The sequence below is a fragment of the Arthrobacter oryzae genome, from assembly GCF_037911235.1.
Taxonomy (GTDB): domain Bacteria; phylum Actinomycetota; class Actinomycetes; order Actinomycetales; family Micrococcaceae; genus Arthrobacter; species Arthrobacter oryzae_E.
Genome location: NZ_JBBLYW010000001.1, coordinates 1 through 22,860, shown reverse-complemented (window position 1 = coordinate 22,860; position 22,860 = coordinate 1). Strand labels below are relative to the sequence as shown.

The window sequence follows — 22,860 nt, the reverse complement described above, 5'->3', positions numbered from 1 at the left end:
CGATTCTTGCACGACCGGCAGTCGCATATCCGTCCAGTTTGGGGATGGTGATCTGGATTGCTTCGTGTCGTTGTAGTCGAACCAGCCGGGCCGCACGATTGCGTAGGGGCTACCGCTGGCGTCGAGATGCGTGAATTGGTCCTTCGTGCCTTTCAGGCTTCGGGGATGGTGAGGCCGAAGCTGTTGAAGTCGATCTGGTCGGGATCCATGGTGTCCCCGATGTGGAGGGCGTCGATGCGGGCCAGCTTGCCTGCGGTGAGCTCGAAGTCGAACACGTTGAAGTTCTCCGCGATCCGGTCCCGGCGCACCGACTTGGGGATGGCGGAGCGGCCCTGCTGGATGTGCCAGCGCATCATGACCTGCGCTGTCGTCTTGCCGTAACTGTCTGCGATGGCCCGAATCGTCGAATCGGTCAGAGGTGTGGTGGCGTCACCCCTGTAGTGCCGGATCCCGCCGATGGGTGACCATGCCTGCGTGATGATGCCGTGGGACTGGTTGGCGGCTTGGAGGTCAGGCCGGGTGTTGTATGGGTGCAGCTCAATCTGGTTCACCGCCGGCATGACGTCTGTTTCGCCCAGGAGCGCCTCGAGCCGGATCGGGTTGAAGTTGCTGACACCGATCGACCGGACCGTGCTCCAAGAAGACATCTTCACGGGGGATGCCGGAGCGGCGAAGGCCCTCCCCGACCTCGCGTTCGTTGCCGTAAGCCGCGGCCGTATCAATGTGGCGGTACCCAACTTCGATGGCGGCCTCTACGGCGGCGACGGTCTCTTCGGGAGGGGTTTGGTAGACGCCGAGCCCGACCGGGGGCATGGCGACGCCGTTATTCAGGGTGATGAGTTCAACCACAGCGGGTTTCTCCTTCGTATTGGTCGTTGTTGTCAGAGTTGGCCGGCGCGCATTGCTGCGATGACGCCGCCGTCGATGAGGAGGTCTGAGCCGGTGATGAAAGCACCTTCGGGTCCGAGGAGGTACCCGGCGATGGCTGCCACTTCCGCCGGAGTGCCCATGCGGCCGGCCGCTGAAGTGCGGATCATGTTCCGGTAGCCTTCGGCGAACGGGCCTGACATGTCGTCCTGGGCCAGGGGCGTGGAAATGATGCCCGGGCTCAGGGAGTTGATGCGGGCACCGCGCGCGCCCCAGGTGGTGGCTGCTGCCTGGACGCGCAGGGCATTGCCGCGTTTGGCCAATGTGTAGGCAGCGCCTGAATCGTCCACCTTGTCGGCAGCGAGGAACGGCAGGTCCAGCAGTTCCTCGGTGGGGGTGAAGGCCAGCGCGTGTTCGATCTCGCGCGGATAACCCTCGCCCATGTGGCCGGCCATGCTGGAAATAACGACGCCGGAACCACCTTGAGCGATGACCCGGCCGAATTCTTCCCGAAAACGTCCAGGTGCCATAGCTCTACCCGCGGCGCGTTCCGTGGTGTGGGTGGAAGGGAGCGGATCATCACGCCGAGCGCTCTCGGACCTCATCGACGCTTCAATCTGGGTGCAGTGCGACAACCTTGAAGCCCGACGTCGTCTCCTGGCACGCGATGGCCAGGAAGAAGTAGACCTGCACAGGGAGTGGGAAGAACAAGAAATTCCCTTCCTGCTTGAAGATCGGCCATGGGCGCGCGCCACAGCGATCGTGGCCGGAAGGCCGGCAATAGAGCACGATCCGAATACCCAGGTAGTGACCGCTCAGCCGGCACCAGCACGCGCGGAGATTACCTAACGCACTGATTTGCCATCCCCCTCCACCGAAGGGCCCAGGGCCCGTGCATGCTTTAACGCCGTCAGCGGCAAAGCGCTCTTGTTGGCGCCTGAGCTCCCCGGCGTCCTGGCGTGACAACTTGAACCTCCCAGGCCATGCGCCTGCCATCACGTTCTGCCATGACATCCGCCGTCCACGCCCGTCCCTGGATCCAAGCAGAGGTTTCAGGAACATTATTGGAATCGGGCTGGGCGACACATTCTCGGAGAGGAGTGGTCATGATCCGGGCTCTGTTGTGCACGGTGAATATCGGGCACCACTGGCGGGCGGAATTGCACATGCGTTTCCTGACGGGGGCCTTCCGCCTTCGTTCCAATCGCCGGCTATCTGGCGATAGCGATTCTGCGCGGGGACCGCATTTCGGTTCGGCGTCGAATTCGTGCGCGGCAACGAGGTGCTCTGGCTGGGGATGAACCGACCCCAATGGTTCCTCCTGATGATTCTCCCCCTGCGGCTCTGGCGGATGCTGCGGGTCTTCGGGAAACCACTCCGCCCAAAGTTGGAAAGAAGAGTGGCATGAGCGATGACAACCCCGAAGAAGCCTGGAGCCCACTGCCACCGCCCCGAGAAGAGGAGCAGCCCTCTAAACCAGGGCTCGGCCTCGTGATGCTAGGAATCCTGTTGGGGGCTCCTGCCCTTTATGCCCTTTATTTTGGGACGACAAGGGGTATCGCTCCGGATGAAGGGTACAAGACCTTCCTCGCCGGGCCTGGAGCGTTCATACCAATCGCCGTCTATCTGGTGGTGGCGATTGTGCTGGCGGTCCGGCCACGCACATCCCGGTTGGGTGCGGGGCTGCTCATGGGCCTTGGAGTCTTCACCCTGCTCGGCGGCGGGATCTGCGTCGGATACCTCGCACAGATGAGAGGCGAGGTCTGAGATGAATCCGTCACCGTTCTCTTCGCGGCAGGCGCTGCCCGGCCCCGGCCAGCCGCTCCGTGAAGGGAGGTGGTGTGGCTAGCGCGGTGGTCAGCTTAGGACCTCGGCGAATATCACCAAAGCCGGGGCAGTTTCGCTTTTTCCAGGGCGTAGGGCGGGGCGGACCGCTAGATGCATGATTCTGGGGCACCGAAATAGGTTGAAAGCCGTCGTGCCCCATCGCAGGCCAAGTCGATGATGCTGGGTGAGGAATCCGGCTGATGGAGGATGCCGTCTCGTAGGCCGCTGACCGATAGGGACGCCATCACATGGCCGCGGTGATCAAAAATTGGGGCAGCGACGGCGGCCATCCCCATGGTTACTTCGTCGTCGCTCAGGGCGAAGCCGGCATCGCGGATTTCTTTGAGCTTTCCATAGAATTCTGCTCGGGAACGCGCGCCGAGACTGAAGTCCGAGCTCTGGCCCACGACGGCAGCGTAGTCTTCCCATGACTTGGGGGTGTCGAAAGCCAACAAAGCGCGGGGTGCGGCGCCGAGATGCAGGGGCAACGAGCTTCCAAGGGCCAGGCGGCGACTGTTCACTCGCTTACCGTCTATCCGCTCGATGCATACAGCACGGGTACCGCTCCTGATGCAAAGGAATACCGTTTCCCCGGTTGCATCGTGGATTTCGCGAAGCACGGGGAGCGCAGCCCGCCGCAAATCCAGTTGGTTCAACAGATTCCCCGCGAGGGAGATCATCTTACTACCGATTCGATAGGAACCGCGGTGGCCAAGCTGTTCTACCCAACCGGTCTCAACAAGGGTTCCCAACATGCGGTAGACGGAGCTGATGGGTTCGCCTATGAGGTCGGCGAGTCTCGCGGAGGTTGAGACGCGTTCGACAGCCAGCGCATCCATGAGGGAGCTGGCCTTGGCCAATACCGAATCGTTCGATGCGGGGGCATTGAACTCATGGGCGGTCGGGACCGGCTTGAATTCCGCCATGAGATCGGTCAGGGCCTGCGCGGCAGCCGCGAGAACGGTTTTTGCTCCTTCCTGCTGGTTGACGACTTGGTCGACCAGACCCGCTGCTGTCAGCGCACCGAAGATGCTGCCGTCCGCGTTGAATACGGGAAATCCCAAGGCCGCGATCCCGTCAACAACCTCATTGGATTCCATTCGCCAGCCCTCGCGTTTAGTGTCGGCGACCAGTTGGCGGAGTGTCTCGGCGTCAACGGGCGTCCTTGACGCCCATTGCGTATAGGGGGCTTGGGCAAGGAGCTCGTCGAGTACTTCGGGGGATTGCCATGCCAGCAGCACATGGGATGCGGCGCCGGCATGGAGTGGAAGGATCCGCCCGGATGAAAGCTCGTGGAGATCGACTTCCGTGGAGTCGACCTGCTCCAAGCAGACGGCGGTGCCGTTGCGCGGTATCCAGAATGCCGCCGTTAGACCAAGCTCGGACTGGATGCCCTCGAGCACGGTATTGAGGGTTTCATGATCGAGGAGGGCGTCGGTTGCCGCCTCCGCATACCGCAAGATCCCAACGCCCAATTCAACGAGCCCGCCCGGGGAGCGGCGGAGAATCCCCGAGTGTTCCAGCGAGCTGATGATCCGGTAGACGGACGGCCGCGGTTCGTCAACAGCTTTCGCCAGGTCCGCCGGAGTCGAGGGGCCGAGGGCGGACGCTTCATCAACCACTTGTGTAGCCTTGAGCACCAGCTGAATGAGCTTGGCTGTCTGCGTCATGGTTGCACCCCTCGAATCGAACTGCCTCGCGCCAAGCGACCTTAATCGAGGGACCGGGCAGGATGTCGCCTTTCATGAACAACCTGTCCAGTATATGCGACTTGCAGTCGAGGGAGACCGCGCTGCGCCCATCTCGCCGCGATCCCTTAATGCCACATCGGAGCGCCGAAGGGTTTAGTGCCGGAAGCTATGAAACTTCCAGGCCTGCATCGGCATAGGCGGTCCTGGCACGCGGCCCGGTGAGGATGCGGGTGAGTGCTTCAGCTGCCGGTTTCCCGGCCGCCGGCGCTGCGAGGGCCAGTGAGAAGCTGGTGTAGTGCTGGACGGGGTCGGGCAGTGGGCCGATGACCCGTGCGCCGGGCATGTGCAGGAGTTCGCTTATCTGCTGGACGGCGAGGTCTGCGCGTCCGTCGATGACGGCTGCCGCGGTGGGTCCGTGGTCGATAAGCGTGGCTCGCGAATTCACCTCGCCGGCAATGCCGAGCTTCGTGATCAGGGTCTGGAAGTACAGCCCGCTGGGGCTGTTGCGTGAATAGGCTACGGAGCCGGCGGCGGTTAGGGTTCGCGCCAGCGTCCTGACAGTGGAGATGTCCGGCTGTGTCCTGTCGGGGGATGCCGCGATGCCTATTCCGGATTTCGCTAACGGGACGATTGTGCCGGGCACCAGAATGCCCAAGGTTGCCAGAGCTTGGAGCGAGCCCGACATGCCGATCATCACGTCCGGTAGTGCGCCGTCGTCGATCCGTTGCACCAGCACGTTGGTTGAGGCATAGATGATGTCCACGGTGGCACCGATTTCGGTGCTGAGGGATTCGAGACCGAGGCTTTTTACGGCCGACTTCAGTGCGGCGGCGCAGAAGAGTGAAACCCTCGGGCTGCCATTGTCATCGGAGCTCATGTGGCTGTCCTTATCCAGGGTCGGGCATGAGGTAATGCCCGACGGGTATGTGGGATGGGGAGGCAGGAGGTGCTGTCATTCCCTTGGTGAATACGGTCAGCTCGTGAACCACTGGCAGCTGTGCGCTGCCCGGACCGTGGGTGCAGCGCACCCACGGATTTACCGGTGGCAGGAGCAGCGGTCTAGCTCTCGGTCGGGGCGAGGACGATGTCGAAGCGGGTTCTGGCCCAGGACAGGCCCCCGAGGTCGCGTCCGTCGGGCGCAGCCGTACCGGGTGCCTGTTCTTCGAAGTTCCTGATGAGGGATTCCTTGACCCCAAAAACGCTGTCATGCTTCAACAGTTCGTCGCCGCGGACGAAGATATGCGTTACCAATGTCCGCAGGCCCGGTGCGGTGACCATGAAGTGAAGGTGCGAGGCCCGCATGGGTGACCGTCCGACGGCCTCCAGCATTTCCCCCACCGGTCCGTCATGAGGGATCGGGTATGGGGTGGGGGTCAGCCCCCAGAACCGGTAGGTACCGTCCGCGTCGCTGAAGAGATGGGCGCGGCCGGACACTCGCTGGTCAGAGTACTGCACGTCATAGAAGCCGTCCTCGTCGGCTTCCCATACTTCGATTCTCGCATTTGGGACGGGGTTGCCGGCGGTGTCCTTGACACTGCCTTCGACCCAGCATGGCTGGCCGGGAGCGGCGCCGGCGATGTCCCCGCCGTTGTCGATTTCCGGTGCGTCCTCGACGAAGAAGGGCCCAAAAACTGTGGCCTCGGTCGCGTCGTCGATGGTTTCGTTGTTGACGGCGATCGTCTGCATCGATGCTCCGAACACGTCGGAGAGCAGGATGAATTCCTGCCGTTTGTCGTCAGTGATGTGGCCGGCCGCCGTCAGGAAGCTGATTGCGGCGTTCCATTCGGCTTCTGTCAGGCGCACTTCACGGATAAAGGAGTGGATATGCCGGGTCAATGACTGCATGAGTTGCTTGAGTCTCGGGTCCTGGCAGCTCTCGAAGGAGTCCAACACATTCTGGACCAAATTCTCCTCGACCCTTTGCTGGGCCTCGGAGACGGGATGCGGGCCTGAATGAGAGCCGGTTTCCATGACTCGGGTCTGGTTGGTCACGATGGGTTCCTAGCTGTAGGTGGTGGGCGTCGGCGGTGGTGCCTGTCAGGAGGGGTGTCGATGGGTCGGTTCTCTAGGCGCGGACCAGGGGCCGGGATGCGTCGTCGAGGTCCTGAAGTTCGGGGTCTGTGAGTCTGATGTCCATGGCCGCCAGCAGCGGGGGGACCTGCTCCGTGGTCCGCGCACTGGCGATGGGGGCGACGACCCCGGGTTGTGCAGCCAACCAGGCGAGGGCGATGGAGGCGGGCTGGACATTATGGTTCGATGCCACGAGACGCAGAACGTCCAGCACCCTGAGTCCTTGAGACGTGAGGTACTTCGAGGCGTCGGCGGCTCGAGGACCCTCGATCGGTGCCGTGCCGGCATATTTTCCCGTCAGGAAGCCGTGTGCCAGGGAGTAGTAGGGCATGACCGCCAGGCGGTGCTTGCTCGCCAGCGGCAGGATGTCTGCTTCGATGGCCCGCTCCATAAGGCTGTATTGGGGCTCCAGCGCGACAGGCGTATGGAATCCCTCCCGCTCGGAGATCCTCAGCCATTCCTCGATCCGCTCTGCTGAGTAGTTGGAGATCCCGATGGACCGCACCTTTCCTTCATCCACGAGCGAGGACATCGCAGCGATGCTGTCGGCCAGGGGTGTCCCCGGGTCATCGAAGTGCGCATAGTAGATGTCGATGGTGTCGACACCGAGGCGGGTGAGGGAGCCATCGACGGCGGCACGGATTGTCTGGGGAGCCATCCCTTGGAGATCGGGGTGGTGACTGACCTTTGTGGCCAACACGAGGTCATCCCGGTCCGAACGGCCGGCCAGCCACTTGCCGATGATGGCTTCGGACTCGCCGCCGGAATTTCCCTCTCCCCAAAAGGAATAGGAATCGGCGGTGTCCAGGAAATTCCCGCCACCTTCGACGTAGGCGTCAATGATCGAGTGCGAGGTCGCGGTGTCGGCGGTCCAGCCAAAGACGTTGGTGCCAAGCGCCAGAGGAGATACTTCGATTCCTGGGGCGATGGTCCGCATGGTGGGCAAGGTCGATCTCCTAGGTAGTTCTGCGGAACGAAATTCCGGATGTTCGAGGTTCAGGGGGTTGGGCTGGCCAGCGGGCCTCCGGCGGGTCACCGTTCAGGCGTCTCCGGAGGCCAACTTCCGTGCCTCAGGCGGAGGGATTGGAGCTTGGCGGCTTTCCGGCCCAGGCGGCGTTCAGGATTCCCACGACGTCGTCGTACGTGATTGGGCGCGGGTTGCCGTAGGAGCGGCTGGTTACCTCTTCGGCGATTCGGGGGATGTCCTGTTCCCGCATGCCAAGTTCGGCGAGGGACCGTGGCGCGTTAAGTTCGCCGGCGATCTCCCACAGCCGTTCGGCCGGGTCGGCCGCGCCACCCAGAGCCCGTGAAAGGGCGGCGGTGGCCTCAGGTGCTGCCGGCTGGTTGAAGCTGAGGGCGTGGGGGAGCACAACCGTGTGGGTTTGGGCGTGCGGAAGGTTGAGGGTTCCGCCCAGCGCGTGGCACAGCTTGTGGTGCAGGGACATCGTGGTGGCGCCCAAGCACGCGCCACACAGCCAGGATCCGTAGAGGGCGTTGCTTCTGGCCTCTGGGTCGGAGGGATCGGCGACTATCGCGGGGAGAGCGGCCGCGAGGGCTTTGACGCCTTCCTCGGCCATCAGCGAGATGATCGGCGTGGCGTCCGGGGCATAAAGGGCCTCGACGGCGTGTGCGATGGCATTGATGCCGCTGGTCACCGACATGGAGGCTGGCAGTGTTGCGGTCAGCTCGGGGTCGTAGACAACACTGCGGGGCAGTACCCGGGGGTCGCGGCCGGTTTCCTTACGCCCGTCGGTGGTGAGGCCCCACACGGGGGTCATTTCGGAGCCGGCGTAGGTGGTGGGCACGGCGACGATCGGAAGGCCGTGCTTGAGCGCGATTGCCTTGCCGAGTCCGATGGCTGATCCACCGCCGACGGCGACGCAGCCGTCGGCGCCGACCCTTGCCGCCTCGTCGCTGGCGCGTTGGGCGACCTCGTTGGGGACATGCATGACGGCTTCGGGCAGCACACCCACGCAGCGGTCACCCAGTGCCTCGGCCACCCGCTGGCCGGTCTCCTCCTGTTCGGGGGAGCAGAGGACCAGGACCCGCTTGAGCCCGATCTGGTCGAGTTCCTCGGGGAGGGTCGAGAGTGAGTTGGCGCCGAACCGTACCCGCATGGGAAGGGCTTCGTAAACAAACTGGCGAGTCATAGGGGTGAGCTCCTTTGTAAATTCATTTCGGTGAACATTGTGCGCAGGCGGGGTGTCCCTGAAAGGGTGGGGCGGGCGGTCAGCGTGAGCCGGCGCGGCGCTTGTTGTAGATGTCGAATGCGACGGCCAGCAGCAGCACCAGGCCCTTGATCACGGACTGCACGGACTGGTCGATGCCCATCAGCTGCATGCCGTTGCTCATGACGGCCATGATGAGGCCGCCCGCCATGGCCCCGGCCACTTTGCCGACGCCGCCAGTGACGGCGGCGCCGCCGATGAAGGCTGCGGCGATCGCATCAAGTTCGAACATGTTGCCCGCACCGGGCTGGGCGCCGTTGGAGCGCGAGGAGAACACGATGCCGGCCAGGGCCGAGAGGAGTCCCATGTTCACGAAAATCCAGAAGTTGACGGTGCGGACCTTGACGCCTGAGAGGGCGGCCGCGACCACGTTGCCGCCGATGGCGTACACCTGGCGACCGAAGACGCTTCGCTGCATTACGACGCTGTAGGCCAGGATCAGGATGGCCAGCATGATCAGGACGATCGGCATGCCGCGGGCCGTGGCCAGCTGCCAGGCGAAGGTCATGACCGCGATGGCGACGACGACGATCTTCGCGATGAACAGCGGGAAGGAGGGGACCAGCTGGTTGTAGCTGATGAGCGCCTTGCGGGTGCGGTACTGACTGAATGCGTAACCGGCCACCGCGATGGCGAAGATGACCAGGGTGAAGACGTCGTAGCCGGCGCCGCCCAGGAGCCCGTTGAGGAAGCCCGAGGCGATCTGGCCGTACGCGGCTGGGAACGGGGAGAGCGAGACGTTGTCCAGGACCACCAGGGTCAGGCCGCGGAACAGGAGCATGCCTGCGAGGGTGACGATGAAGGCCGGGATCCCGACGTAGGCCACCCAGTAGCCGTGCCAGGCCCCGATGAGCAGGCCTGTTACGAGGGCGGCGATGACGCCCACCCACCATGGCTGGCCGTATTGTATGACGACCACCGCCGAGACAGCTCCGGTGAGGGCGACCACGGAACCGACCGAGAGGTCGATGTGGCCGGCGATGATCACGATGACCATGCCGATCGCCAGGATCAGGATGTACGAGTACTGGAGGACGATGTTGGTGATGTTTCCCGGTCCGAGCGAGGCTCCGCCGGTCAGGACACCGAAGAGCGCGACGAGCGCTATGAGTGCGACGTAGATGCCGCTGGTACGCATGTTGCGGGTGAACAGTTCGCGGATCTCGCTGGTGCCTGCGGTGACAACTGATGCGGGAGGCGAGGCTTTCCCCTTTTGGGATCCCTTGGGGGCTGTCATGGTCATGCGATGAGTTCCTTGTCTTTGGTCATGAGTGTCATGAGGCGTTCCTCGGAGGCATCGGCCGCCGGCAGTTCCCCGGTGATCCGGCCTGTCGAAAGGGCATAGATGCGGTCGCAGGTGCCGAGGAGTTCGAGCAGGTCGGAGGAGATGACCACCACTGCTTTCCCGGCGTCCACGAAACTGTTGATCAGCGTGTAGATCTCGAACTTGGCGCCGACATCGATGCCGCGGGTCGGTTCGTCGAGTATGAGTACCTCGGGGTCGGTGAGCAGCCACTTGGACAGCACGACCTTCTGCTGGTTGCCGCCCGAGAGTTTCCCGACGATGGATTTCACGTTCGGTGCCTTGATGTTCATCGATTTCATCGCGAACTCGGCCGCGGCGGCCTCCTCGTGATGATTGACGAAGCCCCAGCTCGACAGCTTGCCCAGTGCGGCGCCGGAGATGTTGCGTGCGATGTCGTCGATGAGGTTGAGGCCAAAGGCCTTGCGGTCTTCGGTTGCGTAGGCAATCCGTGCTTCGATGGCTTCCGCCACGGTGCGGGTCCTGGTTTCCTTGCCGTGCATGAACACCCGCCCCGAGATGTAGCGGCCATAGGACCGGCCGAAGATGCTCATCATCAGTTCGGTGCGCCCTGCCCCCATGAGCCCGGCGATCCCGATGACCTCTCCGGCCCTGACTTCGAAGGTCGCCTGGTCTACTACCAGGCGGTCCTGGGTGGGGTGTTTCACTGTCCAGTCCTCTACCCGGAGCACAACTTCTCCGGGCTTCGAGTCTCGGGAGGGGTAAAACGCTTCGAGGTCGCGGCCAACCATTCCCCGGATGATCCGGTCGACGTTGACGTCGGGGTCGGCCATGTCGAGTGTTTCCACGGTCTTTCCGTCGCGGATGACGGTGGTGTGGTCCGCGATCGCTTCGATCTCGTTGAGCTTGTGGGAGATGATGATCGAGGTGATGCCGCGGGTGCGCAGGTCGCGGACAAGGCCCAGCAGGTGGGCGGAGTCGTTGTCATTCAGAGCTGCGGTGGGTTCGTCGAGGATGAGCAGCTGCACCTCTTTGGACAGGGCTTTGGCGATCTCGACAAGCTGCTGTTTGCCGACACCAAGTTGCCCGACCGGCGTAGTGGGTTCCTCGCGGAGGCCCACCGAGTCCAACAGCACGCCGGCCTCGGCGTTCGTCCTGTGCCAATCGATGAGTCCGGACTTGCCGCGGCGCTCGTTGCCCAGGAAGATGTTTTCGGCGATGGACAGGTGGGGCACGAGAGCCAGTTCCTGGTGGATGATCACGATGCCGGCGTGTTCGGAATCCCGGATACCCGAGAAGGAACAGGTTTGCCCCTTGAAGAGGATTTCGCCGCCGTAGCTCCCGGCCGGGTAGACGCCGGAGAGCACCTTCATCAGAGTGGACTTGCCGGCGCCGTTCTCGCCGCAGATCGCATGGACCTCGGCGCGCTCCACGGCGAGGGAGACGCCGGACAGCGCCTTGACGCCGGGGAAGGACTTGGTAATGGATTGCATTTCCAGGATGTGTTCGACCATGGCACGCCGTCCTATTCAGGGGTCTTGAAGGGAAAGGTTTTGGGGGAGGGGCACCGGCGAAGGCCCGGCACCCCTCCCGGGGTGCTACTGAAGGCGCCCGGCCTCGACCTCCGCAGCGGTGTAGTAGCCGCTGTCGATCAGGGTGGTCTTGATGTTGTCCTTGTAGATCGGCTGAATGGGCACGAGGAACGAGGGGACGATCTTGGATCCGTTGTCGTAGGACTTGGTGTCATTTACCTCCGGGTCCTTGCCCGCCAAGAGATCCTCAGCCGCGCTTACCGCCTGCGCGGCAAGGGTGCGGGTGTCCTTGAAGACCGTGGAGAACTGGACGTCGTCATTGATCAGCTTCACGGAAGCGACCTCGGCGTCCTGACCGGTGGTTACCGGCATGGGCTTCTGCCCGGAGCCAAGGGTCGGGCCATAGCCGGCGTTGCGCAACGAGGTGATGACGCCACGGGCCACGCTGTCGTTGGGCGTGAGGACTCCGTGGAGCGCGGGCCCTCCGGTGTAGCTGGCGGTCAGCAGGTTATCCATACGTTCCTGGGCCTTCTGCTGGGACCAGTTTTCCGTGGCGACCTGGGCGAGCTTGTTCTGCCCTGACGTGATGACGAGCGTGCCGCTATCGATGTACTTCTGCAGGACGGACATGCCGCCGTTGAAGACGAACGTCGCGTTGTTATCGTCCAGCGAGCCGCCGAACAGTTCGATATTGAACGGGCCCTTCGCGCTGCCCTCCGAACCATCCTTGTTGAGCACGCCCAGACCAATGAGGAGCGAGGTTGCCTGCTGCGCGCCGACCTTGAAGTTGTCGAAGGTGACGTAGACGTCCACGTCAGCGCTGTTCCTGACGAACCTGTCATAGGAGACGATCGGGATGTTGGCGCCGGCAGCTGCCTGGAGCTGGGGGGTCAGCGCGGTCCCGTCCAGAGGAGCGAGGAGCAGAAGGTCAGCGCCTTGGGTGATCATCTGGTCAACCTGCTGCTGCTGGGTGGGGATGTCGTTGTTGGCGTACTGCAAATCCACCTGGTACCCGATTTTTTCCAGGCCCTCCTTGATGGCAGAACCATCGGTGATCCACCGCTCCTCGTCCTGGCTCGGCAGGGAAACACCGATCCGGGTGTCCTTGGGCGCTGCGGGAGATCCGTTGGACCCGTTGCCGCCGCCCGCGCCGCCGCCGGCGCACCCCGCCAGTACCAGTGAAGCCGCCGTAGTTGCAGCGATCAGGAAAATTTTCTTTTGCACCGTTCTCCTCCTTTGGAGCCCGAGTGGCCCCTGGGGCCAGTTCCGCGCGTCGTGGTTTGCCGCGCCTAAGTTTTATCTGTGATTGCGAGCACTTAGTGCCGTACAATGGACAACATGTTCGCACAGTACTACCTAGAAAAGCTAGTGGCGTCCTGCATTACATTCGGGCCGCGTCAGCCGCGATCAGGGTGATACAAAGTGGTGCCGCCGTGTGGAACAGGGATTTCGACCACGGGCCGGGGCGGCCGCGTGGCCGGGGAGTACAAGCGCTAGCGCCCTTCGGGGGCAATGGAAGAGACGGTCAATGAGCACCATTCAGTTGTTGAAGAAGGCCGGCCAGGTGGTCGACGAACTTGCCCGCATCGGGCAATCTACGCCGGCGGAATTGGCGAAGGTCATCTCGGAGCCGCGGCCGACCGTCTACCGCATCGTCGCTGCGTTGGAACAGGCCAAGCTGGTCCGTTCGGCCGGTGACGGCAGGCTTGAACTCGGTACGGCCATCCTTAAGCTTGGCGATGCGGCGGCCGACGCCCTCGTCGATCGGGCCGAGTTACATTCCCAGCTGCGCTGGGTCCGCGGGCAGTTGGGCATGAGCGCGTACTTCTGTGTCCTGCGCGAGAACGGAGCGGTGTGCCTCGACCAAGTTGAGGGTTCCGACGTCAACTTGCTTGACCTGGCCCCGGGGCGCACCATTCCGCTTCATGCAGGGGCAGCGTCCCAGGCCCTTCTTGCCTCGGCTTCCGCGGAATTTCAGGCAGCCGTGTTGCAGGGTGGCCCCTATGGGCGCATCGCATCACAGACGCCCCTCACCGCCGATGCGCTGAGAAAAAAGATCGAGCAGGCGGCCGTGCGCGGGTGGAGCGTCGACGACAGCGAAGTAACAGAAGGTGTTGCGTCGGTTGGTGTCCCGGTCTTCCACCGCAACGGCAGCCTGCTGGGTGCCATAGCCGTTGCCGGACTTCGGGGAAGTGTTCTGGGCCAGGAGGCGATCGCCAAGCAAACGCTGGATGCAGCCGCGCAGGCCATCACTGCGTTTACGGCCGAAGATGGCGCAAATGACACCCGGGATACCGCCGGATCGGAAGAGCCTCAGGGGTCCGAGCGGGAAGCCCCGCGGGCCCCCGCCGTCATCGCCAAGGCCAGTGCCCTGATGGCGGCGCTGGCGGAAGAGCGGATCGCTACCTCGGCCCGGCTGACCGAACTCCTCGAGGAGCCCGTAAGTTCGGTCTACCGCATGCTTGCTACTTTGGCGGAAGCTGGCTGGGTGGAGCAGATCGGTCACCGTGGAGCCTACCGTGTTGGCAGCAAGCTTGTTGCGCTCTCGGGTGAGTTCTCCCGTCGGGCAGATATCCGGCGGGCTGCCGCCCCGATTCTTCGGGAAATCCATGAAGCAACAGGAGAGACAACCTTCTTGTGCATCCGACGTGGCACGCGGGCTGTCTGCATCGAGCGTATCGATGGGGTTCGTGTTAACAGCCGCGTCCTGCAGTTAGGGGAGTCACTTCCGTTGCATGTTGGTGCTGCCCCTCGATCACTTCTTGCGTTCGAGGGGCGGGAATCCTGGGAGGAATATGCCGCGATCGCAGCCAACACCGGTGAACCCTGGCTCCGGGGCCGATCCCGGTCTGAGTTCTACGCGGAGCTCGAAGGGATTAAGGTGCAGGGCTTCGTGCGCAGCGACAACCAGGTGACCTCGGGCATAGCCGCCGTCGGCGCGCCGATCTTCAACCACCGCGGTGAAGTGGCCGCTTCGCTGTCGGTCAGTGGAATGCGCGAGGGGCTCCTCGCGCGCCCCGACGGAGACCCCATAGCTGAGCTCGTTCTCCGCGGAGCGCGGGCGCTGTCAGACTACCTGGGGGCACCGCCCCTCCCGGCTGCGAATCACGCCGATGTGTTTCGCGCCATAGTTGACCACGCATCCCCGGCGTGACATGATCTGGACAGCTTGTCCATTAGATGACACCAACTAGGTACTCTGTAAATCTCTTGAACCGGAGCAGGGACAGCGCTGGCCAACAAGCACAACCACACAAAATCCCGACCGGGCCTTAGGGCTCAATCGACAGGAGACAATGCCGTGAAACCGATTGTCGTAGGACTTCTGGGAATAACTCACCCGCACGCCTCAGCCAGGGTTCGTGCCCTGCGAGAGATTGAAGGAGTCGAAGTCGTCGCCGCTGCCGACGACGACCCGCGCCTGACATACTTCACCGAGAAGTACGGCGTGGAGGCCAGGACCGTCGACGAAGTGCTCCAGGATGACCGCATCGATGCGGTCATGGTTCACTCGAAAAGCAAAGACATGGTCCCGCATGCACTCCGGGCACTGGCAGCCGGGAAATCAGTCGTCGTGGAAAAGCCCGGCGGCGGTACCGTCGAGGACCTTCTGCAGCTGGCCCAGGCCGAAGCGCAGGCCGGGCCCGGTCTGGTCGTGCAGGTGGGCTACAACGTGCGGCTGGCCCGGTCCATCGGCCAGGCAAAGGAGCTGATCGAGGCCGGCTTGATCGGGGATGTGGTCAGTGTTTCTGCCCGAGGAGCCGCGCTCGTGGGCGAACATCTCACCGCACACCTCAACCAGCCGGCGGACATGGGCGGGGCGCTGTGGATCATCGGATGCCACATGCTCGACTCCCTGGTGCACATGTTCGGCGCCCCGGACTCCGTCAACGCCCGCGTGCACAAGTCAGCCCGCCTCTCCGACGAAACCAGCCGCGAGGACTCCGCAGCTGTCCTGCTGAACTACCCGGAGATGTCCGTGACGTTCAGTTTCGACGGTCACGATCGTCTTGAGTGGTTCGAGAGCTCACGTATTTCCGTGTACGGCACCGCCGGCATGATCGAGATCGGCATCCTCCCCCAGAAACTTCGCGTCTATGTCGACCAGGACCGAGCAGGATGGAAGGCCGGCTGGACTGAATGGACCGAAAGCTACTTCACGCCCCCGTTTGCCCGCACCGAGTCGAATAAGTTCTCCGAGCTGCCCGAGCTGGAGAACATCAGCAACTTCCACCCCGAAATGCGCGGGTGGGTCGACAGTATCCGCACCGGTTCTCCGGTTGTCGCACCTGTCGCGGATGCACTGGCCGTCGCCCAGATTGTCGACGCCTGCTACCGCTCGGAAAAAGAGCTGGGAGCCTCCATCGAGGTGGAATCAGCATGACCAAGGAGAACACGATGACACCGCAGCTGATTGCATCCTGCTGGATCAGCGCCGGCGATGCCGCGCCCGGGCGCCCCGACGAACGCAGCCCCCTACCGATCGCCGAGCGCATCGCTTCGATCGCGCAGACCGGATGGTCCGGCGTCGGACTCGTTCATGCAGACCTAGTCCAGGCCCGCGACACCATCGGGTACGCCGAACTCTCGCGGTTGATCCGGGAGGCAGGCATCGACATCGTGGAGGTCGAGTTCCTCAACGGCTGGTGGGCCACCGGAGCTGAACGCGCCGAATCCGACATCCACCGTGCAGAGCTTTTCGAGGCCGCCAGCGCCCTGGGCGCCCGGCACATCAAGGTCGGCGCCGGCATGGCGGATGACCCGCTTCCGCTCTCGACCATTGCCAGCGCCTTCTCCGATCTCGCAGATGAGGCCGCCGAATCCGGCATCCGCCTGGCACTGGAGGCGACGCCCTTCTCCCACCTGCGCACCACACAGGAAGCGGTCAAAGTAGCCACCCAGTCCGACAGCCCCGCTGCTGGACTCATGATCGACATTTGGCACACCTACAGGGGCGGCCTGTCGCACAACGACCTGTGGGACGTCGTACCCATGGAAAGGGTTGCCGCTGTTGAGATCGACGACGGCTACAAGGACGTCGTCGGCACCCTCTTCGAGGACACAATCAACAACCGAGCCTACTGCGGCGAGGGTGACTTCGACACCCGCACGTTCATCCAGCGGACCCTCGACGCCGGGTACCAAGGTCCGTGGGGCGTTGAGATCATCTCGGCAGAACACCGCAGCCTCCCCCTCACCGAAGGCCTCAAGCGGGCCTACGAAACCGCGATCGGCTGCTTTCCCGGCGCACAGCACCAGCGCTGACAACCCAGCTCGCCTCACCAATCATCTTGAAAGGTTTACACACCATGTCTAAAGACCGACGCCTGCGTCTGGCCCTGTTCGGCTCCGGCCGCATCGGGCAGGTACACGCCCGCAACATCGCAGCCCACCCGGACATCGACCTCGTCCTCATCGCCGATCCCTTCGTTGACGGGGCACGCCGGCTGGCCGAGGACACCGGCGCGCGGGCGGTGCAGGACCCCGAGGAAGTCTTCGCCGAAACCGGACTCGACGGTGTCATCATCGGCTCGCCCACCAGCACACACGTCGACCTTATTTCACGCTCGGTCGCCAAGGGCCTCGCCGTCCTCTGCGAAAAGCCCATCGACCTGGACATCGACACGGTCCTGGCATGCCGCGAACAGATCAAAGACTCCAACGTTCCAATCATGCTCGGATTCAACCGACGCTTCGATCCTTCCTTCGCCGCCGTACGGAACCGGGTCGAGGCGGGCGAAATCGGCAAGCTCGAGCAGCTCACCATCACAAGCCGCGACCCGGAACCCGCCCCACGCGACTACATCGCCGGCTCCGGCGGCATCTTCAGGGACATGACAATCCACGACCTGGACATGGCACGTTCCTTCATCCCGAACATCGTCGAGGTCACGGCCGTAGCATCGAACGTCTTCAGCGAAGACATCGCTGAGCTCAACGACTTCGATTCCGCGGTGGTGACACTACGCGGCAGCGGTGGAGAGCTGATCACCATCACGAACTCCCGCCATTGCGCCTTCGGCTACGACCAGCGGCTGGAAGCCTTCGGCGCTAAGGGCATGCTCTCCGCCGGTAACGTAACACCGACAACCGTGCGGAAGTCCGGTGCCGCAGGAACAGACGAAGCAGACCCCTACCTCCCGTTCTTCCTCCAGCGCTACCCCCAGGCCTATTACGCGGAACTGGAGGCCTTCGCCCACTCCATCCGCACGGGATCGCCCTGCTCACCCAGCTTCGCGGACGGAGTGTCCGCCCTGCTCCTGGCCAACGCGGCGGCCGAGTCTGCCGCCACCGGAAAGTCCGTGAGCGTCGTGGAATTCTAGTCCTGCCGGACGGAGGCTTTCCTTGAGCCCCTGCAAGGGAAGCCTCCGTCCCAGGAGGCCGCCGTCCCACGGATTGAACGTTCGATCAGATCACCGCCCATCATTCAAGATGGCCCAGCATCGCATCTGAGATATAGGAGACGCATGACAGCCAAAGGATGGGCCTACAAGGTCCAAAAAGGCGACTTTGTTGCTAGCGCAAAAGAAGGCGGGTCTACGGTTCGCGGGGAAGTGGAGCAGGCAGCACCGGAGATCGGTGTCGTGTGGATCCGCGAAAATGAACTCGGGGAACGACGCATACTTCTGATGTCGGATCTCGTCCCGGAAGTATCGTGGCGCGACCACTAGTGACGCCTCCGGTGATGGATGTCGGTTGGTGTCGGTGAAAGAGCCAGGGCGGTGCCTTCTTTATAGACGCGACTTGATTACGACCGACCAAGGCCTGGAGACGGCATAACTCCAAGCGAAGCGGGGGCAACTCCTCATCTGCCTTTCTCGCTGACCCTAGCTACTCCTATCGGACCCTGATGGCCCTTAATTTCACCAGGCTATGCAGTGATGTGGCTCGCTGCCGTCAACAACCTGCACCAACAGTTTGCCTCTGTGGGGAGCGCGGCGGTCGTTCGGAGTTGCTTGGAATGGGGCAAAAGAGCGTGTGGACAATGTCCACACTCGTGGCTTTGGACTGGGCCGTACACCGGTCGGATCGGGCCGGATCCCGAATGTTTCCGCGGGACTCCAGTGTTGGCTGGGGTAGGAAATGCTGTTCGAGTCCCACCTCGGGCACGTGTCTTCCACGTTCAGGGGCTTGCGGGCCTCTCCTGCGGCATCTGCGTGGAGGAAGGCGACTTGGCAGCAGTAGCCGAGTGCGTCGGCGACCAATGGTGGCAGGGGTTACGGAGAGCCCGACTTCTTGGATCACAAGCGAGTCACACCAGTTACAGCCGTACCAACTTTGAACTGACCTTGGTAGGATCCCCGTCTATGGACATGCTGAAGGGCGAACAGATCGCCGCGGCCAACCTGACCGACTGGCGCAAACTGGCCCAGGGACTGCATGCCCGCTACCTGATCGACGACTTCGGCACCGGCGCACGGTTCGTCGCCGCGGTGGGCGAGGCGGGCGACCCGCTCGGACACCACCCGCGCGTGTCGATCGGCAATGGGTACGTCGATCTCAAGCTGATCACAGACGACGCCATCTACCGCGACGGCGAGGGCACCGAACATGCCGTTGAATGGGTGACCCAGCAGGACGTCGACCTAGCGCGACGAATCACCGAGATCGCCGCCGACCACAAGGTCGACGCCGACCCGGCCTCGGTCAGCGACATAGAGCTCGGCCTCGACACGGCGCGCTCCGCGACCATCGCCCCAGTGTGGGCCGCCCTGCTGACCGGGAGCGCCGAGGCCCAGGGCCGCGGGTCCCCCAGCGACGAAATCCGAGACGCCACGGGACGGGTGCCGAACCTGTGGTTCGGGGACGCCGACGAGCACGAGACCTCGCGTCAGCGGTTCCACATCGAGGTCTATGTGGCGCCCGAGGCGGCCGAGCAACGGATCGCCGCCGCCCTCGCCGCGGGCGGGACCGTCGTGGATGACAGCAACGCGCCCTCGCTCACCGTGATCGCCGACCAGGACGGCAACAGGGGAATCGTATGCACCGACGTGTCCGCTGCGAAGAAGGATTGAACGCCAATTCGGTTGACCCGCGGCGCCCGGCCGCGGTTCACTTCGGCCCGCGGGATCGAATATGGTGAACGGCTCTCCGGGCTGGCCAGCTGTCGAGATGCAGTGAAGATTGCACGTCATCGCGCTGTCTATCTTGCAGAATCGGTGGCGTCAGGCGAGGTTGCGCAAGACGCATCACGCGCAGCACTGCGGCTCCGCGGCTCGGGGTGGACGGGTCGTGCAGAATAGGCACTGCCTGTGGCGCAACGCCGTAGCTGCAGACGGTGACGCCCGGGGCGATCCGGAGATGGATGTTTAGCACGGGACCTTGGCGGCAATAACCGAACCCGGTGCAGGACGGTGTACCGGTAAGTGCCTTCCATGTGGCCCCAAGGCGCTTACTGACCTAATTTTTGATCAGGCTTCAGGCGGGGAAACAGCGCCTCGGAATTGCCGCGGTCTATCGCCGTGCGCACGAAGGGGTCCAGCGGATAATTCTCATACTGCATGTTCAGGAAATCGATCGCCACCGAGGGGGCGAATGGGAAGTCAGTGCCGTATGTAATGCGGCCCGGGTCAGCTACCTCGAGCAGACTGGGCAGGGTCGCCGGGCTCGCGGACAGGGCAACGTCGTAGTAAAACCGCCGCAAGATGGACTGCTTCTTATCTCCCAGCGCCGCCAGCGCGCTGAGGGCCAGGTCCTTATCGTTGAGCATCGTCAGCAGGATCCTATTGGCGATGTAAGGCACGAAGCCGCCGGCGTGGGCCAGGATGAACTTGATTCCCGAGAACTTCTCCATCGCACCGGACAGGATCAGACTGATAGCAGTGCGGGTGGTGTCTAGCAAGAAATCTGCGGCAAAGGTGGGTATGCCCGGCACCGCCGGAGCGGGCAGTTCACCGGGGTGGATGAACACCACGGCCCGGCGGTGGTGCAGAAACTCCAGCAGAGGCTCAAAGCCGGGATCACCCAGATATCGGCCGTCGTTGTTGGCCAACAACACGATTCCGTCCGCGAGCAAGGTGTCCAGGGCGTACCGGGCCTCCGCCAGAGCGCCTTGTACGTCGGGCAGCGTGAGCGTCGCGAAGAACCCGAACCGCTCCGGCCGGGCGGCCACCACCTCTGCACTGTACTCGTTGACCTCCCGCGCCCGCCGCCGCGCCTCCGCCGCGTCCCCGAAATACACACCAGGCGTGGACAGGGACAGGATGCCGGTCTGCACGTCGTGCCTGTCCATGAACTTCAACGCGGAGCGCTCGGACCACGACGGCAGGTCTAAACCGCCGGGGCGGATGCCTTTTTCATGTATCCAGCGCGCATACCCCGGGGGAACCATGTGCTGGTGAGTGTCGATGCGGTACGGCCGACCCATGCGGATCCTTGTCCACGCGTTCGTTTCGCTGATCGGCGCGACAAAGATCAGCGGATATGGACAATCTACTCGCTTATCCGGCCTCTGGCGCATACCGGGTTTTGCCGGCGCGGGGCGTGACAGGGATTACGTGCAAGTGGTCGCTGAGGGGGCGGAGCCAGTGTGATTCAGCTGAGCTCGAACATCCAGTGCAGACCGGATCTCGGAGCACCCCGGTGTGGACCTCGTCGCCTCCCCGGAAGCGTGGGCAGCGGCCAGAAGGTCGCCGCCAGCGCAGCCTCCACCGTCAAACGCGTGCACCTGGAACTGGGCGGCAAAGCACCCGTCGTCGTGTTCGACGACGCCGACCTGGAAGCCGCCGCGAAAGGCGTCCGCTCGGGCGGGTTTTGGAACGGCGGGCAGGAGTGCGGTTCGGCATGCCGTGTCCTCGTCCATGAATCAGTGGCAGCGAAGTTCACTGAACTGCTGGTCCGGGAGGTCAGCGGCATCACTGTCGGCACGCCCGGCGCGGGCGATGTCGAAATCGGTTCCATGATCTCAAAAGCCCACTACGACAGGGTCCTCGCCGCGCTCGAAGACGTCCGCAAGGACGGACTGACGATCGCCGTCGGGGGCAAGCCGTGGAGGGTCCGGGCTACTTCATCGAACCCACCGTCGTAACCAACGTGCCTGCCGGTGCCGCGATCACCAGCACCGAGATCTTCGGCCCGGTGGTGTCGGTGGAGACGTTCAGCACCGAGGAGGAAGCCGTGGCGCGGGCCAACGAAACCGTCTACGGCCGGGACCTCTCCGCCTACGCCCTCGAAGACTTCTCCCGCACGAAACACGTGATGTACAACCACGGCTGACGTCGCTTTATGGCCGCTGACCGTGCACCCCGGGTTCGGGGGTGCACGGTCATTTATACCTAGAAAAGGACGACAGGGCCCATGGAACTGAAACGCGTCACAGACTGGACTCTCCTCACCGGGGCCAGCGTCGAGATCCGGCAGCAGGGGACCCCCGTCTGCAGCGGACATGTCGATGCGGTCACCGATAACGGAAAAATCCTTTGGCTGCAGCCCCCGGCACAGAACCGCAGGCTCTTCGAGAAGGCTGAGTTTTACGAAGCCTGGGCCACGGAGGAACCATACTGGCTTCGACTGCGAAGTCGCGAAAGACCCAAGCAGCTCAAGGGAGGAGCTGTAGTCCAGCGTCTGCAACCCTACTTGCCGTGCGGCGCCTGACGGCAGCTACACAAACCGTCTTCACGACGTAAGTGATCACAAATGCGCCCCGGAAGAGAAGACCGGACCTGAGCTCCGCCTCGTACCGGGCCTTCGTCCCGCTGTCGGCTCGCCAGCAATCCCGGCTATGGGATCTACGAAATTTCTGCGCAGCTAGTGATGCGCTAATGCACGAACGCGCGACTAGTCCGAAGGTCTGATGAAGCCTTGGCGAGGGGCAGCACCAGCATGTAGCCGGTCGGCAGATTGCTGCTCCAGCGTCGCGGCTCGCGGACGACGAACTGCGTCGCCAACTGCTCGGGTGTGAGCAGGGCGTTGGGCGCGGGGGACGGGCCCCACTGCCCGTCGCCGTACGGGTAGAGCGGATCCTGGACGCGGATGCCGGTGACCGAGAACTCCGGGAACTGGGCGGGATCCCCGAGTGATTCGAAGCCGCTCATCACCCAAACGTGGCGACCACGCCACATGACTAGCCCGACCGGCCGGTCCGTGTCGGCGATGGCGCGCGCCGCGGTCCGCAGCGCTTCCCCGTAGTCTGCGATGCTCACGACGGCGTACTGCCCCATCCCGACCTCGGTCAGCACTTCCGCCCAACCCAAAGGGTTGGCACCGTTGAACGAGTTAAACGAACGTGCCCGGGCCATCTCCCACAGCTCCCCCTGGTGAACGCGATCAGCCCACGTGACGGTCCCCGTTTCGTCGATGAGGTTGTGCATCATCTGGATGCTCGCCGCCACACACCACTCAAAGGTGTACTGCGGCACGAAGTCCCCCTCCTGGTAGAGGTT

18 protein-coding genes and 2 pseudogenes are annotated in these 22,860 nt (G+C 63.4%); 8 read left to right on the top strand and 12 right to left on the bottom strand.

Annotated features, from left to right (window positions below; translation table 11 throughout):
• Positions 1-152: 152 nt before the first annotated feature.
• Both WMN78_RS00100 and WMN78_RS00095 read right to left on the bottom strand, forming a co-directional pair.
• Positions 153-813 (bottom strand): annotated as a pseudogene (locus WMN78_RS00100) (aldo/keto reductase).
• Positions 814-881: 68 nt separating this feature from the next.
• Positions 882-1,397 carry an SDR family oxidoreductase gene (locus WMN78_RS00095; RefSeq protein WP_340531293.1) on the bottom strand — a complete coding sequence of 172 codons (516 nt, stop codon included), beginning with the start codon at positions 1,395-1,397 and terminating at the stop codon, positions 882-884.
• A gap of 874 nt (positions 1,398-2,271) precedes the next feature.
• On the opposite strand from WMN78_RS00095, the gene WMN78_RS00090 reads away from it, so the two are divergent.
• Positions 2,272-2,634 carry a hypothetical protein gene (locus WMN78_RS00090; RefSeq protein WP_340531292.1) on the top strand — a complete coding sequence of 121 codons (363 nt, stop codon included), beginning with the start codon at positions 2,272-2,274 and terminating at the stop codon, positions 2,632-2,634.
• A 167-nt stretch (positions 2,635-2,801) separates the two neighbouring features.
• Here WMN78_RS00090 and WMN78_RS00085 read toward each other — a convergent pair whose 3' ends face one another.
• From WMN78_RS00085 to chvE, 8 genes are all read right to left on the bottom strand, one after another.
• Positions 2,802-4,364 carry an IclR family transcriptional regulator gene (locus tag WMN78_RS00085; protein WP_340531291.1) on the bottom strand — a complete coding sequence of 521 codons (1,563 nt, stop codon included), beginning with the start codon at positions 4,362-4,364 and terminating at the stop codon, positions 2,802-2,804.
• Positions 4,365-4,551: 187 nt separating this feature from the next.
• Positions 4,552-5,262 (bottom strand): substrate-binding domain-containing protein, encoded by a 711-nt coding sequence (locus WMN78_RS00080; protein WP_340531289.1) that lies wholly within the window; start codon positions 5,260-5,262, stop codon positions 4,552-4,554.
• Positions 5,263-5,444: 182 nt separating this feature from the next.
• Positions 5,445-6,356, bottom strand: a complete 912-nt coding sequence (locus WMN78_RS00075) for an intradiol ring-cleavage dioxygenase (protein WP_340531372.1) — start codon at positions 6,354-6,356, stop codon at positions 5,445-5,447.
• A gap of 94 nt (positions 6,357-6,450) precedes the next feature.
• Positions 6,451-7,392 (bottom strand): aldo/keto reductase, encoded by a 942-nt coding sequence (locus WMN78_RS00070; RefSeq protein WP_340531371.1) that lies wholly within the window; start codon positions 7,390-7,392, stop codon positions 6,451-6,453.
• A 133-nt stretch (positions 7,393-7,525) separates the two neighbouring features.
• On the bottom strand, positions 7,526-8,605 hold the full coding sequence (locus tag WMN78_RS00065) for a maleylacetate reductase (RefSeq protein ID WP_340531287.1): 1,080 nt from the start codon (positions 8,603-8,605) through the stop codon (positions 7,526-7,528).
• Between the two features lie 79 nt (positions 8,606-8,684).
• The gene (gene mmsB / locus WMN78_RS00060; protein WP_340531370.1) at positions 8,685-9,821 is read right to left on the bottom strand and encodes a multiple monosaccharide ABC transporter permease; all 1,137 of its coding nucleotides are present in this window, start codon (positions 9,819-9,821) and stop codon (positions 8,685-8,687) included.
• Between the two features lie 101 nt (positions 9,822-9,922).
• Complete coding sequence (gene mmsA, locus WMN78_RS00055) at positions 9,923-11,461, bottom strand: multiple monosaccharide ABC transporter ATP-binding protein (protein ID WP_340531284.1); 1,539 nt, start codon at positions 11,459-11,461, stop codon at positions 9,923-9,925.
• A gap of 84 nt (positions 11,462-11,545) precedes the next feature.
• Entirely contained in the window at positions 11,546-12,703 is a 1,158-nt protein-coding gene (gene chvE, locus WMN78_RS00050; RefSeq protein ID WP_340531282.1) for a multiple monosaccharide ABC transporter substrate-binding protein, read from the bottom strand.
• A gap of 304 nt (positions 12,704-13,007) precedes the next feature.
• On the opposite strand from chvE, the gene WMN78_RS00045 reads away from it, so the two are divergent.
• From WMN78_RS00045 to WMN78_RS00020, 6 genes are all read left to right on the top strand, one after another.
• Positions 13,008-14,633: an IclR family transcriptional regulator gene (locus tag WMN78_RS00045; protein ID WP_340531280.1), complete on the top strand. Its 1,626-nt coding sequence runs from the start codon at positions 13,008-13,010 to the stop codon at positions 14,631-14,633.
• 147 nt (positions 14,634-14,780) lie between these two features.
• Positions 14,781-15,863, top strand: coding sequence for a Gfo/Idh/MocA family oxidoreductase (locus WMN78_RS00040; RefSeq protein WP_340531277.1), 1,083 nt, complete (start codon positions 14,781-14,783; stop codon positions 15,861-15,863).
• A complete protein-coding gene (locus tag WMN78_RS00035; RefSeq protein ID WP_340531275.1) occupies positions 15,860-16,744 on the top strand; it encodes a sugar phosphate isomerase/epimerase in 885 nt (294 codons plus the stop codon). The genes WMN78_RS00040 and WMN78_RS00035 overlap by 4 nt, the downstream gene beginning before the upstream one ends.
• Before the next feature lie 44 nt (positions 16,745-16,788).
• Positions 16,789-17,802: an inositol 2-dehydrogenase gene (gene iolG / locus WMN78_RS00030; RefSeq protein WP_340531274.1), complete on the top strand. Its 1,014-nt coding sequence runs from the start codon at positions 16,789-16,791 to the stop codon at positions 17,800-17,802.
• Positions 17,803-17,946: 144 nt separating this feature from the next.
• Positions 17,947-18,150: a hypothetical protein gene (locus WMN78_RS00025; protein ID WP_340531272.1), complete on the top strand. Its 204-nt coding sequence runs from the start codon at positions 17,947-17,949 to the stop codon at positions 18,148-18,150.
• A gap of 636 nt (positions 18,151-18,786) precedes the next feature.
• Positions 18,787-19,494, top strand: coding sequence for a VOC family protein (locus WMN78_RS00020; RefSeq protein ID WP_340531271.1), 708 nt, complete (start codon positions 18,787-18,789; stop codon positions 19,492-19,494).
• 377 nt (positions 19,495-19,871) lie between these two features.
• Here the strand turns inward: WMN78_RS00020 and WMN78_RS00015 are convergent, their stop codons facing one another.
• A complete protein-coding gene (locus WMN78_RS00015; protein WP_340531269.1) occupies positions 19,872-20,846 on the bottom strand; it encodes an amidohydrolase family protein in 975 nt (324 codons plus the stop codon).
• A 162-nt stretch (positions 20,847-21,008) separates the two neighbouring features.
• Between WMN78_RS00015 and WMN78_RS00010 the strand changes: the two are divergent.
• Positions 21,009-21,694, top strand: a pseudogene (locus tag WMN78_RS00010) (aldehyde dehydrogenase family protein).
• A gap of 542 nt (positions 21,695-22,236) precedes the next feature.
• On the opposite strand, the gene WMN78_RS00005 reads toward WMN78_RS00010, so the two are convergent.
• The coding region (locus WMN78_RS00005; RefSeq protein ID WP_340531267.1) for a hypothetical protein at positions 22,237-22,860 on the bottom strand (624 nt) is incomplete at its 5' end.